Annotated in this window: 12 protein-coding genes and 1 pseudogene; 2 read left to right on the top strand and 11 right to left on the bottom strand. The window is 50.4% G+C overall.

The window, feature by feature from the left end; genetic code table 11:
- Positions 1-165: 165 nt before the first annotated feature.
- Positions 166-1755 (bottom strand): cache domain-containing protein, encoded by a 1590-nt coding sequence (locus tag AC0YNV_RS02655; RefSeq protein ID WP_475765594.1) that lies wholly within the window; start codon positions 1753-1755, stop codon positions 166-168.
- A gap of 222 nt (positions 1756-1977) precedes the next feature.
- On the opposite strand from AC0YNV_RS02655, the pseudogene AC0YNV_RS02650 reads away from it, so the two are divergent.
- Positions 1978-2157 (top strand): annotated as a pseudogene (locus tag AC0YNV_RS02650) (arginase family protein); the annotation flags it as partial.
- A 114-nt stretch (positions 2158-2271) separates the two neighbouring features.
- Here AC0YNV_RS02650 and AC0YNV_RS02645 read toward each other — a convergent pair.
- The 9 genes from AC0YNV_RS02645 to AC0YNV_RS02605 form a co-directional block, all read right to left on the bottom strand.
- Positions 2272-3144, bottom strand: a complete 873-nt coding sequence (locus AC0YNV_RS02645) for a sugar phosphate isomerase/epimerase family protein (RefSeq protein ID WP_475765592.1) — start codon at positions 3142-3144, stop codon at positions 2272-2274.
- Positions 3145-3211: 67 nt separating this feature from the next.
- Positions 3212-4258, bottom strand: coding sequence for a glycoside hydrolase family 18 protein (locus tag AC0YNV_RS02640; RefSeq protein WP_475765591.1), 1047 nt, complete (start codon positions 4256-4258; stop codon positions 3212-3214).
- A 122-nt stretch (positions 4259-4380) separates the two neighbouring features.
- Positions 4381-6594 carry a helix-turn-helix domain-containing protein gene (locus AC0YNV_RS02635; protein ID WP_475765589.1) on the bottom strand — a complete coding sequence of 738 codons (2214 nt, stop codon included), beginning with the start codon at positions 6592-6594 and terminating at the stop codon, positions 4381-4383.
- A gap of 169 nt (positions 6595-6763) precedes the next feature.
- On the bottom strand, positions 6764-8404 hold the full coding sequence (locus AC0YNV_RS02630) for a type 2 periplasmic-binding domain-containing protein (protein WP_475765587.1): 1641 nt from the start codon (positions 8402-8404) through the stop codon (positions 6764-6766).
- A gap of 225 nt (positions 8405-8629) precedes the next feature.
- A complete protein-coding gene (locus AC0YNV_RS02625) occupies positions 8630-9529 on the bottom strand; it encodes a carbohydrate ABC transporter permease (RefSeq protein ID WP_475765585.1) in 900 nt (299 codons plus the stop codon).
- Positions 9530-9544: 15 nt separating this feature from the next.
- Complete coding sequence (locus AC0YNV_RS02620) at positions 9545-10525, bottom strand: ABC transporter permease (protein WP_475765584.1); 981 nt, start codon at positions 10523-10525, stop codon at positions 9545-9547.
- A gap of 339 nt (positions 10526-10864) precedes the next feature.
- The gene (locus tag AC0YNV_RS02615) at positions 10865-12268 is read right to left on the bottom strand and encodes an alpha-L-fucosidase (RefSeq protein WP_475765583.1); all 1404 of its coding nucleotides are present in this window, start codon (positions 12266-12268) and stop codon (positions 10865-10867) included.
- Between the two features lie 206 nt (positions 12269-12474).
- Positions 12475-13026, bottom strand: coding sequence for a DUF5412 family protein (locus tag AC0YNV_RS02610; RefSeq protein WP_475765581.1), 552 nt, complete (start codon positions 13024-13026; stop codon positions 12475-12477).
- A 178-nt stretch (positions 13027-13204) separates the two neighbouring features.
- On the bottom strand, positions 13205-13648 hold the full coding sequence (locus AC0YNV_RS02605) for an Lrp/AsnC family transcriptional regulator (protein WP_475765579.1): 444 nt from the start codon (positions 13646-13648) through the stop codon (positions 13205-13207).
- A gap of 148 nt (positions 13649-13796) precedes the next feature.
- Between AC0YNV_RS02605 and AC0YNV_RS02600 the strand changes: the two genes are divergently transcribed.
- Positions 13797-14624, top strand: a complete 828-nt coding sequence (locus tag AC0YNV_RS02600; RefSeq protein ID WP_475765577.1) for an alpha/beta fold hydrolase — start codon at positions 13797-13799, stop codon at positions 14622-14624.
- Positions 14625-14726: 102 nt separating this feature from the next.
- On the opposite strand, the gene AC0YNV_RS02595 is transcribed toward AC0YNV_RS02600, so the two are convergent.
- Positions 14727-15353: a cysteine hydrolase family protein gene (locus tag AC0YNV_RS02595; RefSeq protein WP_475765575.1), complete on the bottom strand. Its 627-nt coding sequence runs from the start codon at positions 15351-15353 to the stop codon at positions 14727-14729.
- Positions 15354-15523 lie beyond the last annotated feature (170 nt).

Here is a 15523-nt window from a genome sequence, read left to right as displayed (position 1 = left end):
CTTCGCCTTTACAATTCCAACAGAATATTTGTCCCATTGCCGGAAAAACAGGTATGGAGCGGCAAGCCGCTTCCGACAGCTCCCGGCGCGGCGGGAGAACGGTCAATAAAACAAAAAACCGCAAGCTGCCCACAAGCCAGCCCGCAGTTTTTAGTTGTGATCCGTTTATTGTCCCAACGCGCCGCGGTACTGGCCAGGCGTATCGGTCAGCTTCCCCGCGCCGATCGTCACTTTCACCTTCAGCATTGTGTGCAGATAGTGAATGATGTCTTCGGAAAGCTGCATAAGTTTCGTCTTCGTCCGTTCCTTGTCCCCGTCGCACGCGAAGGATAAAAACACGCCCAGCAGCATGCCCTGGAAGCTGACGACACTCACCTCCACGTCCCGGCTGCGCACCAGCTCCTCCACAATGTTGGCCGCGGCGAAGGTCACCGACTGCTTGTCCCCCTCGGAAAATCCACTCTCCCGGCCGGCCAGGTCGAACAGCTCGATGGTGGAGAACGAAAAGCTCCTGCCATCGACATCCCAACCGTACGATTCCATCCGCTCCCGGATTTCCTGCTCCGACATGGAATAATAATGCCCATCCACGAACTGAATCAAGAATGCATTGCGGAGCGCCGGCAGGCTGTTCTCGAACCGCGTCTGGAACTCCCGGCTCTCGTACGTCAGATGCCGCCACTGCTTCTCGATAAATGCAAGCTCGTCCCGGCTGTCGTTGGGTCCCGCTCCGATCCGCCTGCCGCGAAACAGTCCGACGATCCTGCTGATCGGCCGGTACAGCTGATTCGTCGCGACCCAGGATAACAGGAATGCGATGACCAGTCCGAAGAAGCTGGCAGCAAGCATCAGCCGGGACGTAATGATGATTGGCCGGCTCAGCAGACTAAGCGGCGTCGCCGTCACGAATGTCAAGCCGACCTTGGACATCTCATACTGCCCTACCGCATACTTTTGACCGTCCCAGTCGAACTTGAACGCTTCTCCTATTTTCCCCTTCGCAATCTCCTCCCGCAATGCGGCGGCAAGGGGACTGATCTCCGTCTCCTCCGACGCGCCGTTTGCGACCCAATTCATGCTGTCGTTCAAGATAAACGCCGCTCCCGAATTCTCGGGATTTAATACGCGCAGAAGGCTGTTCATTTCCTCGGGGTCAAGGTCGATAATGAACGCGCCGTACGGATTCGCACTGATCACCGGCAGCTTATGAATGAGCGTCATCGAAGACAGCGGAGCCCCTCGGTCCGAAGTAACGCCGAATTTCCAGAAGAACCCGTCGCCGGACCGCAGCAGCGCGGCATACTTCTCCTGCTCCTGCCGATCCGTAATGGTCATCGCGCCTTGATAAGGCGAGATCAACGCGTTGGTCCGTTTGACGTACAGCTGAACCCGCTTGATCATCCGGTCGGCGGAGTTGAGGCGCGTAAGCAGCTCGAACATATTTTGCGCCAGACGAAAATTATCGTTATACGAATCCTCGTTCAGCTGATTCTGAAACAAATCCTGCTGCGCATACTGGTTCGCAATGATTTCCACTTGAGAGAATTGCTCATTGAGCTGCTCCGCCGTCTGGATCAGCCTCAGCTGGTGCGTATAATCGACTTCCCGCTCGATTTGTCTCGCGCTGATCAGGTACGTGCTGACGGCAATCAACGCCATCGGCAGGCTGGAGATGAACAGGACGATCGCAAGATTTTTGCGAAAAAGCCGTCCGCGTTCTGTCCGCTTCCCCCCTGCCCGGATAATTCGACCCAAAAACCAAGAGTTGATAGCGCCCTCCTCCTTTAACGATAATTGGCGCCTCAGTGCTTAGTCATAATTTGCTGTCGGTCTGACCGCAATTCAAGGCAGGCTAAATAAACGGACGAGCTTGACGCTTCCCGGACGTATAATACCAATCAATTGTTATCGTAGTGTCACCTGTTTAAGAAGGAATTGCAAATCCCCTTTCATACCTGTCAATAAAGTGCGTACTACCCTGAAACGCCTTACGATCTTTCTCCTCCGGGAACAATGCAAATGCCTCAACTAATGAATCTGATTAAAGAACGGTCTGAAGAAACAGATGTAGTTGGATTAGGTATAACGGAGCATATGCCGTGGGATTCAATTAACCTGAAGAAACTGCTTGGAGAAATTTCTATTTTAAATAAGTAAAGGGCGAGGAGATTGGCGATAAAAGCGGTTGTCTTTGGTGCAGCAAGCCCGGAACCGATTCAGATTCCGGGCTTGCTGGCTGCCTGAGCATGGGGAATTTCTTTTCAGACTCCCCTATGCCTCCTCCCAAAAACGCCGCAGGTTGTCCATCGCGATCTTGGACGCTGCCTTGCATTCCTCCATGCCTTCGAACTCTATTGTAATGCTGCCGTCGTATCCGGAATCCTTGACGAGCTTGACAATTTTCCGGATCGGGATGTCGCCGTGCCCGACGATTGCTCCGCGCAGGAAATTGCCATGCGCCGTTCTGAACCATTCCCCTTCGCCCGGATGCTCGTCGTAGGGGCGGAAATAGAAATCTTTGAAATGAACCAGAGACGCATACGGCAGATTCTTCATCACTCCGATAACCGGGTTCTCATCCACGCACATGAAATTACCGATATCGAGCGTTGTCTTGAAGTTGGGGCGATCAACCGCATGCAGAACCCGTTGGACACGGTCGCTCGCCTGTACACTGAAGCCGTGATTTTCGATCGTGGTCGTAATGCCGAACTGTGCGGCATAATCGGCAATGATCCGGCTGCCCTTGACGATCAGGGGCAGGCTGTCCTCGAACCAGGCTATCGTCATTTTCTCCTGCGGCAGCGTAAATGCCGTTACGTCATGGCGCATATGGGTCATGCCCATTCGGTGCACGACATCTACATGCCGTTTGACCCGGGCCATTTCCGCTTCGAAAGCGTCCTCTGTCTCTTGAACAAAATTCGCGGGCAGAGAGTAGTTGGACAGTTCAATGCCTGCAGACTTTGCCCGCTCGCGAATGGCGTCAGCCAGTTCAGGATTATCCTCCACCGTGTACCCGTAGGGAACCATTTCCATATGCTCGCCGCCATTCCCGGCAATCCAGTCGATAACGTCCAGAACGGTCATTTCGCCGGATTTCAAATCATTTAACAAACTATACGTGCTAAGGCCTACTTTCATTTTCTCAGCTCCCAGGTTATATTTTCGTATGAACTACTCACGGCCAGGCGGCAACGACGCGGGTTGATCATGATTGGTTGCCACGCGTGAATTCCTTGCTTATAGCATTCAGGAGTGTCAACGTCGTGTCGCATCCGTATTCCCAGAACATGATGCCGGCTAGCCCCTCATTGTTGACATAGCTGCATTTGTGATGAATGGATTCCTCATCCTCATACGTGATAAACGAACTCCCGTCAAACAGGTACGGCGCTTTCGCCTCATGATCCCAATAGCGCGTGTACCCGTTCTTATTCCTATATTCCGCTGCCAGATTCGTATAATCGGGACCATATCCTCCCGGCCCGCCAGTCATCTGATGCAGACCGCAGTTATGGTTCGGAACGTCCTTCCACATCCGGGAATAGAACGCGGCTCCAATCACCAATTTATCGCGGGGGACGCCCGCCTTCTCGAACATGCGGACGGAGGCATCCGCGCTGATCCGGAATAAATCCCCTGTCGATGCATACAGATTCGTATGATGGCCCGTCAAGGTCTGGAAACCGCCGCGCATATCATAGGTCATGAGCTGCACGTAATCCAGATATTGCTGGACTTGATCCATCTGCGTGCCGTCGAGGTAATACTGATCCGCTCCCGCAGCAATCGTCAGCAAGTAATGCCGACCATCCTCAGCCGCTTTGCGGTCGAGCGCCGCTCTGATTTCCTTCAATAGCAGCGTAAAGTTTACTTTGTCATTCGGGGACGCCGCGATCCCGGCCACGGCATAACACGGATACTCCCAATCGAGGTCGATTCCGTCAAAAGAACCTCGCTCCAGCACCTCAACTGCCGACCGGGCCATCCGCTCCCTGCCTTCCTGCGTGGAGGCCGCTTCGGAGAAGCCGCCCGCGCTCCAGCCTCCGACAGATAATAGAATCTGCAGTTTTGGATGATCGCCCTTCAACCGGTCCAGACTGTCAAGTTGCTTCAGATGGCCAATGCGAATTTCATCCTGCTCCACATGCCCGAACGCGACATTCAGATGGGTCAGCTTCCCGGCTGCATCTGCCGTGATGTCAGGAAGCGCCCGGTCGCCCGCATATCCCACAATAAACTTCTGACTCATCATCCGTTCCTCCCTTTCTCAAATGGTTCCCTATGACGCCGCTTTCCTACTGCTAATCCCTTGCCTGAGCGGGAATCGAAGCGTTTTTGTAATCCTCTTGCAGACTCTCCCCATCGGTTTGACTTTTATATGGCCTTTCTGTAATCACTCGGAGCGATGCCGACCACATTCTTAAACGCCCGATTGAAGGAGTTGTAATTCGTGTAGCCTACTTCCTCGCTGATCTCCTGAATCGGCTTATCCGTCTCCATCATCAATTGCTTGGCCTTCTCTATGCGGTGGGTGATCAGCAGGTCCACGAACTTCTCTCCGATCTCGTCCTTGAACAGCTTGCTCAAATATTTCGGATTGATATCAAACAGATTGCTCAAGTAGTTCAGTGAAAGCTCGGGATTATGATAATTTTCCTCGACATATTTGCGGATTCGCAAAATATGCGTCCGATGTTTCTTGGCATAGCGCAGCTTCTGCATCTGCTGGGCCAGCTCCCGGAACGTTTCCCAGCAAAGCAGCCGGAGATCATCCGCCGTTTCCCAATCGTCCAGCTGGTTAAGCAGGCGGCCGAGCAGCGCGGTCCATAACTCCAAATATTCGCGGGGCAGCTCCGCGAACTCGCGTTTATATTGCTGGAACAACAATTGAACCGTATTGATCATTTCCTGACGGGACAACACGGATGCCGTGATTTGTTCAAACAACCGGTCAAAATGCTTCTCCCAGATTTCGTCGGATACCCGCATAGCCTGTACCAGGAGAGAGATCGTCTTCAAGAGCTCGTAAACATCATTTTTGGAATCCGGCACATCCGCGAACCGGATGATTTGGCCCACCCCCAGAACCGCTTTGTAATCAAGGGCGCGAACTGCTCCCTTCAAGGAGGACCTGAGACCGCGCAGGTCAGTCGCAGTCTGACCCATTCCAATCGTGACGGTAAAATTGAGATACTGCTCTACCTTATCAAGATACCCGGAAAGCACCTTATGTTCAACCTCTTCCGGCTGCATCGTTTCAGGAAGCCACAGGATCGCATACAGCCGGCGGTCTGAAATCCATTCCGCCCATACCTCATTCCCCTCCTGCCGCGTGTTTTCCTGCAGAATGCTGATTAGTACGAACTTGAGCAGAGATTGGTCCTGCTCATGGTAGTCTGCTGCAAATTGCGGGTAGCGGTCAATTTCCACCACCGCCACCGTCCACCTGTCCGCAAGCTCCGGGAGGTTGAACTTCCTCATTTCCGACTGCAAATCGCTGTCGGCGAATTCCCGCGCGCCTTCCAGCAGCTCCTGGAAGAAATATTTTTTTTGCAAAAGCAGATTCTCTTCATATTCCTCCTTATATTGTCTCGTTTGATCAATCATACGCTCCAGCGTGTTTTGGATAAAACGAAACTCATTTTCCTTCACAGGACCCAGCTGTGTCTGGGAGGAGACGGTCTGGATCAGCGTCACAATCTGCTCTATCGGCTTATAGTTTCTGCGGGTCACATAGATCACCCATAACACTCCGATGAACACGACTGCCACCGCAAAAGCAAACCAAATATCATAAAACTTCAGCGCAAATTTAATGATCTTGCCATTATTAAGACCCGTCTCTACTTTCCAGCCGCTGTAGCCTGATGTGAATTCGGAGAACACTTCGCCTGAAGCAAGGCTTGTATTATCACGGCCCGTCCTATTATTCTCCCATAAACTGTCGCCGGACCGGTTGAATACATTTACGAATGTAAATTCCGGATCGTACATCTGCATAATGGATTTGCGCAGCGTCTGCAAGTCGACATTAACCACCATAAGACCTTGGCCGCTCCCCACACTGCGGACCAGCGTAATGACATGCTTGGCCGGCTGCGCTGCCTCATCGAAGGCTTTGAATTCTCTGGACCCCGCCCACTTCTGGCTGTTCGCGGCACGGCTCTCCCCGATGAACGCCGCATCCGGAAACTCCCCGATCGGGACCCCCTTGCCGTTGCTGAATACCGTGTCATCCGTATAGCGCACCAAATAAATCGAATCAATTAATGGAAAATCTATTTTTAAATCATCAATCACCTGAACAGCCTGAATGCCGGCATACACGTCATGGCTGCCGGATACCGCAAAATAGTTCTTCAGGCTGGGATTCGTCAAGATTTCACGCAGCACTTTAAAATCAATGGAGCGCAATGAATTATCCAAATATTGCATGACCTGCGATGCCAGGAACTCATTCGCCTTCAGCGCTTCTTTCCGGTTCTGTTCATTGAATACCTGGAAAAAGATAATAAACAAAATCGTTGTCACAATAAAAAAGACAGGCAGATAAGATAGCAGCAAACGTCTAAACCAATTGTTGTTCATCTCCGAAGTGCCCCCCACCACTGTTTATTCGTAAGACGACAACCCTCTGACCAGGCCGCTAATTTTGATCCATTTTATTATATAGGATGAAGTGGGGTTGTCAAAGGAGAAGACTGCTCCGCGTCATGTCTGACAGGCAGAGCAGCCCTTGTGAACAAACGTTGTGTTACTACTGGGTTTTCTCTATCGCACGCTGATAGATATCAAGATAATTGCCAAGGCCCAATCCGTCGAAGCCTTTTACATACGCATCCCAATCCTTCTCGATGCTCTTGCTGCCGATAATGAACTGAGCCATGTTGGTTTGCACGTAATCCTTCACTGCCGTGGTCAGCTGCGCTGCCGATTCGGTATCCTCCGGGCGAATAAATACATTCGAAGGATACGTCTCTTGCGGAGCAAACGGCTTGTAGACATTGGTTGCTTGCGCCAGACGCGTGCCGTAGCCTTCCGCCGATAAAGGCTCCTGTCCTTCTGCAAACAGGTTGCGGAACGTATTGGACAAGTCATGCGCTCCGATTTGCGACCAGCTCTCGTTGACAATGATGTTCGGATCGCGTTCCGGAAGATTATAGTACGTGTATTTGGCTGGTTCGCCGTTGATGTTCTTCTCATCCGCACTGGCTAATTTCCAGCCTTTCCCGTCTGTTGGCCCGTATTCCGCATACAGGGCGCCTTCTTCGCTGAACATGTAATCGACAATTTTAATTGCGGCTATCTGCTGTTCTTCCGAAGCTTTGTTGGTAATCGCAAATTCGAATTCCCCTACGCTTTGCGTGACGCCGGTCGTTTGCACGCCGTCCGGCCCTTTCAGCGGAGGCACAATGTCCCAGTGCTGATGGCGGGTAAGCTTCTTGTCGTACGTATCGACCAAATAGCTGACGAGCGCCGTTGTAATGGAACCGACGATTTCATCGCCTTCCTTCCTGCCCAGCTGCGAGACCGCCTGATCGTTCTGCGTGAATGAAGCGGGATCAACCAGACCTGCCGCATACAGCTTGTTCATGTATTCCAGCCCCTTCTTCCAACCCTCCTGGTTGGCTGCAAACTCCACTTTCCCGTCCTTGACGATCAAATACTTATCGTTGTCATTATAGATGAAGCTATTCATCAAATAAGCATCGATACTCCCGTTCCATACATATTTGTTCGGTGCGCCGGTGAGCGGGATTTCATCCGCCTTGCCGTTGCCGTTCGGATCCTTTTCCTTGAACGCCTTAAGCACCGTGTACAGCTCATCCGTCGTCGTCGGCATTGCAAGGCCCACCTTGTCGAGCCACTCTGTGTTGATCCAGTATTTCTGCGCATACGTACAGTGGTAGCATTCATTGAATATAGGCAGCGCATAGATGTTGCCGTCCGGTGCGGTGATTGCCTCTTTGAAATACGGCTTCTCTTCCATTATCTTCGTAAGGTTCGGTCCATACTTGGCAATCAAATCGTTCAGCGGGAGGAAAACTCCCTGTTTCCCGTAAGTCTGGAGGTCCGAGGTTGTGAACTTGCCGTGAAGGAACACTTCGGGATAGTCACCGCTCGCGAGCAGCAATTGCCTGCGATCCTGCAGAGCGTCTGTTGGAGCCAGATCCCATTTCAGCTTAACGTCAAACTTCTCTTCAATAAATTTCGTGAAGTCATTGTCTTCCATAGGGGCCTTGCCCTGCGGAGCAAAGAAGGTCATCGTTACGGGGCCGGCGCTTTCCCCGCTTCCGCTGCTGCTTTCTGTATTTTTCTCCTCTGATTTACTGCAAGCAGAGAGCACCGAAACCGCAGCCATGATTACCAGCAGCATCGAAATCCAAGATTTTCTCAAACCTGACTCCTCCTTTTGTAAAATAGAAGAAAGTATAAATTTCCGCCATACTTTGCCGAAATGAAACGCGCCTCGCCGCCAAAGGACGGCTGAAGCCGTTTCACCTTGTAACGAGGCATACACTCATGTTAATGTACGCTATTAATCCCTGACCCGAAATCCACGGCGCTCCCCGCACCTCCCTTCAAACCGCTTTTGTGAATCGTGGTGGATACCACGGATGTTCTATCCTTTCAAGGAGCCCACCATAACCCCTTTGACAAAATGCCTTTGAACGAACGGGTACATGATGAGAACAGGGATACTGGCTACAACGATCAATGCATATTTGAGCACCTGCTCGAACCCCTGATCGCGGATTTGCTGGCTCGTATTGGCCAACATCGCCGGATCGGCGGCGTTCAGGATCAGCAGATTGCGCAGCACATATTGCAGCGGGAACAAGTTCTCGGACCGCAGATAAATCAGCGCATCGAAGTAAGCATTCCAGTGGCCGACCGCATACATCAGGGTCATGACGGCCAGGATCGGCTTCGATAACGGAAGAACGACGCTGACCAAAAACCGGGTATCCCGGCAGCCATCCACTTCCGCCGCCTCCCCCAGCTCCTCCGGAATCGAAGACTGGAAGAACGTTCTCGCTACGATAACCTGGAATACAGCCAGTGCTCCAGGCAGCCACATCGCCCATCGCGTATCCAGCAAATGAATATCCTTCATGAGCAGGTAGGTCGGAATGAGACCTCCGTCGAAGAACATCGTGATCATCATAAGGATCATAATAGCGCTCCGGCCATAAAACGTCTTGCGGGCCAAGGGATACGCCAGCATAACGGTCAGCGCCACATTGATCAAAGTCCCTACGACGGTATAGATGATCGTATTGTAGAAACCCAGCATCAGCTGCGAGCTATTAAAAATAGAAACATACGCCTTGAAGTTTAAATCGACCGGAAACAGCCAGACCTGCCCCGACGTGACCGCCCGGGAGGAACTGAAGGAGGAGCTGACAATATAGAGCAGCGGGTAAAAGACGACCAATAGCACAATAATCAGAAATACATAGTTGAAACCCATGAAGATGCGGTCGCCAAGCGGATCCTTGATCTGATTTCGTTTAAACATAAATATCCCCCTCCTTTACCACAGGCTGTTCTTAGAGACTCTTCGGGAAATGGCATTGACAAGGATAAGCAGAATCAGGTTAATGATGGAGTTAAACAACCCTACAGCCGAGGAAAAGCTGAAGTTCGCCCCGATCAGACCCACTTTGTACACATAAGTCGAAATAACCTCAGAAGCACTCGTATTCAACGGATTTTGCATCAAATAAATCTTCTCGAAGCCGACTCCCATAATGCTGCCAAGGCTCAAAATGAGCATAATGACGGTCACCGGGATAAGGCTCGGAATATCGATATGCCAGATCTTCTTGAGCCGGGAAGCCCCGTCCATCCGGGCGGCTTCATATAGGGCAGGGTCCACCCCTGCCAGTGCCGCGATATAAATAATGGATGAATAGCCCATCCCCTGCCACACACCCGACCATACATAGATGGATTTGAAATATTCCGGAATGCCCATAAAGTTGGTCATCGAGAATCCAAAAAAGGAGAACAGCCTGTCTACTATCCCTACGTGAGGAGACAGCATCAGAATAATAATGGATACCATAACGACCGTTGAGATAAAATGCGGGGCGTACGTTACCATCTGCACCGTCTTTTTGAAATAACCCGTGCGAATTTCGTTCAAAGCTAGAGCGAGCAGGATCGGAACCGGAAAACCGGCCAGCAAGGAATAGAAGCTGATTCCAATTGTGTTTTTGATAAGCAGCCAGAAGTTAGGAGAATTGAAGAAGGCTTCAAAGTGCTTGAAGCCGACCCACGGGCTCCCCCAAATGCCTTTAACCACACTAAAGTCTTTGAAGGCGATTTGCACACCCACCATGGGAATGTACTTAAAGATTAATAGATACACTACCGGAGGCAGCACCAATAAATAGAGCTCCCAATGTTTTTTGATGCTTTTAATGAAAGGATGCCCTTTTTTGCGTTTGGGCGGATTGATTCCTTTCTGGAGCTTCATCTGTGCGGGTATGCTTTCTGTAACTTGACTCATCCATGTCACCCCTTACGCGTATTGTGTCATAATACTTTACATAAACCTTCATTATTTATCTTTTTTTGTTTCCGAAACTCTCTTGTAAAGATTTATTATGTAAAGATACATGTCAGGAAACGCTTTCTTAAGTGGTATGAATTGATAGTACCTTGAGAGGCGTTCTTTAAGCAATTTGCAATTTTCTCATACCTCTCCATATTCCATAAACCCTTGTCCGACAAGGAAAAACCGTTGTTTTGAGCCTGATAGCCTGCCTGAATCGCTTGCGTTCCGCCCGCAACCCCTTGCACAATAAAAAAACCGGGGGTACTGCTCCCCCGGAATTCCTGAACCTGCTTATTCGTTTGCAATCAATCGAAATACATGGGTAATCGGCGCTTGCTCCGTGACGGCTGCTTGCGGAAGTTCAACCACCAGCCCTTCGTCCGTGCGATTGAACTCCAGACGCCCGGCCGTTCCGATGAACTCAATCCGTTCTACACTTCCTGTGTAAGGAATGACCGTCTGCTGATGCACAGGCTCATTCTCATTCTTGTACAGGCGGAAAGCGTAGGTCGTGTCTGCCTTGCAGGTGAATGCCCATGCTCCCGTGAAATAAGGGCCGCAAATCCTTGTTCCGTAGATTCCTTCACCATATACGTTGAGCCATTCGCCAAGATCCTTGATGCTCCGAACCGCGCCTCCCGGAAGGCGACCGTCCGGCTGCGGCCCGACGTTCAGCGCCAGGTTCCCGCCCTTGGCCACCACCTCCAGGAGGATGTGAGCCAGTTGTCTTGCCGTCTTATAATGGTCATCGAATCCGAAGGCAAAGGAATTCCCGACCGTAATACAGCTCTCCCACGGGATATTCATCGGCCGATCCGGGATCGTCTGCTCCGGGGTTACAATATTCTCATAGGGACCTCCGACCGTTCGGTCCGCGGCCAAAAGCCAGGGCTGTGTCTTCCGGGCCTTCTCAACGACCTCACCCAGCCGGATATCCTGGCCTCTTCGGCCCGCCCGCACCCAGCCCGCATCCAGCCACAAGCATTCAATCCGGCCGTATTTGGTCAACAGCTCCATAATCTGCTCATGCGTGAATTCCACGAACTTCTCCCACATCCAGGGATATTGTTCCGGATTATAGGAAGGGCCGCGCCACATATGCCGCCCGCGCTCCATACCGGGCGCCCAGTAATAGGGCGTATGCCAGTCCGCCTTCGAGAAATAAGCCGAGATTCCCAATCCCTTGGCGCGGAAAGCGTCAAATAGCTCCCGGCAAATATCCGCATATTGATGGGTATGAAACGGTGTGTCCGGTCCCGTAATGCGATAATCGGTCGTATGCGTATCCCACATGCAGAACCCGTCATGGTGCTTGGTGGTAAACAGAAAATATTTGAAGCCATTGTCGGCGGCAAGCTCTGCCCATTTCTCCGGTTCAAACCGAATCGGGTTGAAGGTTTTGTTCAGATCGAAGTATTGGCGCTTGAACTCCTCCATGTCATCGAGCCAGTCGATGTCATTGCGGGACCAATCCCCGTCATCATCACTTAACGCCCAGGATTCTACCAGTCCAAGCTGCGAATACGGCCCCCAATGCATCATGAGGCCGAGCTTCTGATCCTTGAACCATTCCAGGCGTTCATTCAGCAGCGGATCCTCCGGCTTGATCCATTCTTCCTCTTTGCTGAAATTGTGCACGCCGGATTCAATCACCTGTTCTTCCTGATCCTGCAGTGTATCCTTCGACTCGCTCATCGCATTCATTCCCTTCCCAGTACGCTGATGTTCACAACCAACGTATACCCTTTTCCCCGGAACAGCACAATTCTCAATAATCGTTTGCTATGCTATTTTCCATTTGCTCCTCCTGAATCCGGTGAAAAGACGGGGGTGTTGTGGCGACTTCCACTTTACACGAATCCATACATGGCCTCTTTGTTTTTCTTGCTTCGCACTTCATATTACAATCCGTCAAATATAAATAAAGTTCCGCCTTCCTTTAAATCCAATTCATGATGGTTAATCAAAATGATATGGTTATTTGCCCATTCAATATCAGCTTGATCCACTCTTCGTTCACTATAAATCTTTTTCTTAAACCAGAGAGGTCCATTTAATTCACCCATTATTCCGAACGTCCCCATGGCCCCTGCATCGGTATAGTAAAAATCGATCGTATAGTGGTTGTCTGGGGAGTGTGCCGTCTTCAAAAATACTTTTGCTCCTGAAAACATGGTTGTGAATGATAGGGCAATTAATAGAACGAAGGATAATACGACTGAAAGAAGCACAGTTAACCAACTTCTCATTCTTGCAAACCAACTGGATTTATCTTTAAAACCTATAATAGCTAAGATCAAAGCGAGAATGGACAGTAATAAAATCATATAATTAGGCGGGGCAATCAACCAAATGTCGTGAACATTCGAATATACAGAATATGCTGTTGTCAGGGAACAAAATAAACTTAAAAAGAAGGAAACGAGATTATACTTTGATTGCCGATTTTTCAATTTTATTTTCCTCCTTGTATTTGCTATATTTCTTCAGACTGCAAACCCCCTCCCACAACTGCCGATTAACATCTCAAAGGGCTGCCATACGGCAGCCCCTCTGTTTGTTAGAATAATAGTTCGCTGCTTTCTTTAATCTTTAAGATAACGACTGTCTGACGTCCTTGCCCAGTTTGCTTTAAATAAGTCTATCATGGCTTGCGACAATGCTTTTATCCTCGAATCGCGTGGAGAGAACAACGAGGGTCGACGAAAATCCGAATGTGTTGCACGTTTCAAGGAAGGTTTCCAAGGTTTCGCTTGTTTCGGTTACAACCTTCAATAAATAATTATACTCTCCGCTGGTTCTGTAAAAATCGACTATCTCGGGGGCAGTTTCGCCGAAAGCTTCAAACTCCTTGCATTTATTCGATTTAAACAGTACAAACGCGGTTGTATACTTGCCAAGCTTAGACGGGGAAAGCTCTGCCCGATAGCCCGTGATGATGCCCTGATCCTCCAGCTTCCGAAGCCGTTCCGTTACAGCAGGCTGCGACATCGCGATTATTCGACTCATCTCGGAAATCGTAATTCTGGCATTATCATGAAGTGTTGACAATATTTTATAATCAATGTGATCCATGATCAGAACACCTCATTTTTATAAGTCAGGATCGGAAAACAACGATAGAATTAAGTTTTCAGGCCATAAACTCCTTAATAATCTCATTTAAATTGTAGGGCAATTCCAATAAAATGTCACTAACAACCAGTGAGGGAGAATGAAAACGATGACAATGACATCAAACGAAACCAGAGCGGCTGAAGGGTTAAACTTTTTCACAACCGGTGACGGAGTTCGGATTGCTTATCAAATCAACGGATCAGCCGGTAAACCGGTATTGATGCTTGCAAACTCCATCGCCACCTCGATGAGCATGTGGGATGGCCAGATAGCTGATTTTTCTCGGCATTTCCGCGTGCTTCGCTACGACTATCGGGGGCATGGCGAATCGGATACGCCCGCCGGTCCGTATTCATTCGACAGACTGGGACGGGATGTAATCGAACTGCTCGACGCACTTCACATCGACCGTGTGCATTTCCTCGGGCTGTCGCTGGGGGGTGTCATCGGACAATGGCTCGGCATCTACGCTCCCGAGCGGGTCGACCGGCTGATTCTGAGCAATACCTCCTCCTACCTGGGACCGGCCGGGCATTGGGAGAGCCTGATCGCCTCTGTGCAGCAACCAGAGAAACGGACCGAATTCGCCGATATGTTCATGAAGAACTGGTTCCCTTCGCATATGCTGGAGCCGCAGAACCCGCTCGTCACGTCGTTTCGCAAGATGGTGCTCGCTACTCGTGCGCAGGGAATTGCAGGAAGCTGGGCTGCGATCCGTGACATGGATATGCGCCGGACGGTCGCCCTTATCAGCAGCCCGACACTAGTCATTGCCGGCCAGTATGATACAGTGACGCTTCCCAGCCACAGCGAATTGATCGCTCAGACGGTGCCAAATGCAAAACTCGTCATGCTGCCCGCAGTTCACCTGTCCAATGTCGAGTATCAAGCCGAATTCCTCAGCGCCGTGTTCGAATTCCTGCAATCGAAATAAGGAAAAGCTGTTATCAGCTATTACATATTATTGCACGATCCTACCCGTTCAGCTTGACGAAGGGCTGCCCAAGAGGCAGCCCTTTTTATCCGTTAAATACGTTCAAAATTCTTCGTTATGACGTATATCTCTGACTATCTCCAGCTCGTCCCAATAAATAGGCGTACCCCAGAAAGGAAAGAGCGTCTCGAAAAGCACCTTCTTCTGTTCCAAATTACCCGAATAAGTGTCCACGCCTTCAAACAGGACCTTGGCACGATAGCCGCGATGATGCAGTTCCTGGAGAGTGCTCAGAACGCAGATTTCGAGCACCAGTCCGATCAAGACAATGTCTTGCCCGGAGCCCGGTGGTCCGATTGTTTCGGACAACCACTTGCTGAAACCATTCGGCGAGGGATACGGGATACCCGGAAGATCATTCGCTTTGCCGGCTCCTTCACGAATCCACATCGGCGACGGTTCGGACTTCACCCATGTAGACGGGTGTTTGATGTCGTCGGGGATGAGAGATTCATACCCCCACATACCCGGGACACATACAGAAGTATCCTTTCCAGGCTCGCTAGCACGATAATCCGAGATAATCTCAAAAATCGTGCAACCTCGCTCGCGAACAAACGGGAATACTGTGTCCCTGATGAATTCCACGCACGGGCGCCGGCTGTAATGGGCGCCACCTGCAGTGGCGAAGTCGTTCTGCAAATCAATAGACAGGAAAACGACTGACATATTGCACCTCCGTAGATCATGCCTTTTGTGCTGGAAGATACCGTACTGCATAATTTCCCCAATATACTCAAAACCCATATTAACATAGGTTTCTACTTTCCGCCCGTTAGTGTGGAAAGGTAGTCGAATGACACCTATATTTATTCGTTACTTTAATGGATAAGAGGAGC

Source organism: Paenibacillus sp. JT31N11 (assembly GCF_056269285.1).
This window is presented reverse-complemented; position numbering and strand designations above follow the sequence as displayed.

What these genes read in the sequence shown, in the direction of transcription:
- AC0YNV_RS02645 (WP_475765592.1), bottom strand. Translation starts at nt 3,144, where the DNA reads ATGAAAGTAGGCCTTAGCACGTATAGTTTGTTAAATGATTTGAAATCC.
- AC0YNV_RS02640 (WP_475765591.1), bottom strand. Translation starts at nt 4,258, where the DNA reads ATGATGAGTCAGAAGTTTATTGTGGGATATGCGGGCGACCGGGCGCTT.
- AC0YNV_RS02635 (WP_475765589.1), bottom strand. Translation starts at nt 6,594, where the DNA reads ATGAACAACAATTGGTTTAGACGTTTGCTGCTATCTTATCTGCCTGTC.
- AC0YNV_RS02625 (WP_475765585.1), bottom strand. Translation starts at nt 9,529, where the DNA reads ATGTTTAAACGAAATCAGATCAAGGATCCGCTTGGCGACCGCATCTTC.
- AC0YNV_RS02620 (WP_475765584.1), bottom strand. Translation starts at nt 10,525, where the DNA reads ATGAGTCAAGTTACAGAAAGCATACCCGCACAGATGAAGCTCCAGAAA.
- AC0YNV_RS02615 (WP_475765583.1), bottom strand. Translation starts at nt 12,268, where the DNA reads ATGAGCGAGTCGAAGGATACACTGCAGGATCAGGAAGAACAGGTGATT.
- AC0YNV_RS02605 (WP_475765579.1), bottom strand. Translation starts at nt 13,648, where the DNA reads ATGGATCACATTGATTATAAAATATTGTCAACACTTCATGATAATGCC.
- AC0YNV_RS02600 (WP_475765577.1), top strand. Translation starts at nt 13,797, where the DNA reads ATGACAATGACATCAAACGAAACCAGAGCGGCTGAAGGGTTAAACTTT.
- AC0YNV_RS02595 (WP_475765575.1), bottom strand. Translation starts at nt 15,353, where the DNA reads ATGTCAGTCGTTTTCCTGTCTATTGATTTGCAGAACGACTTCGCCACT.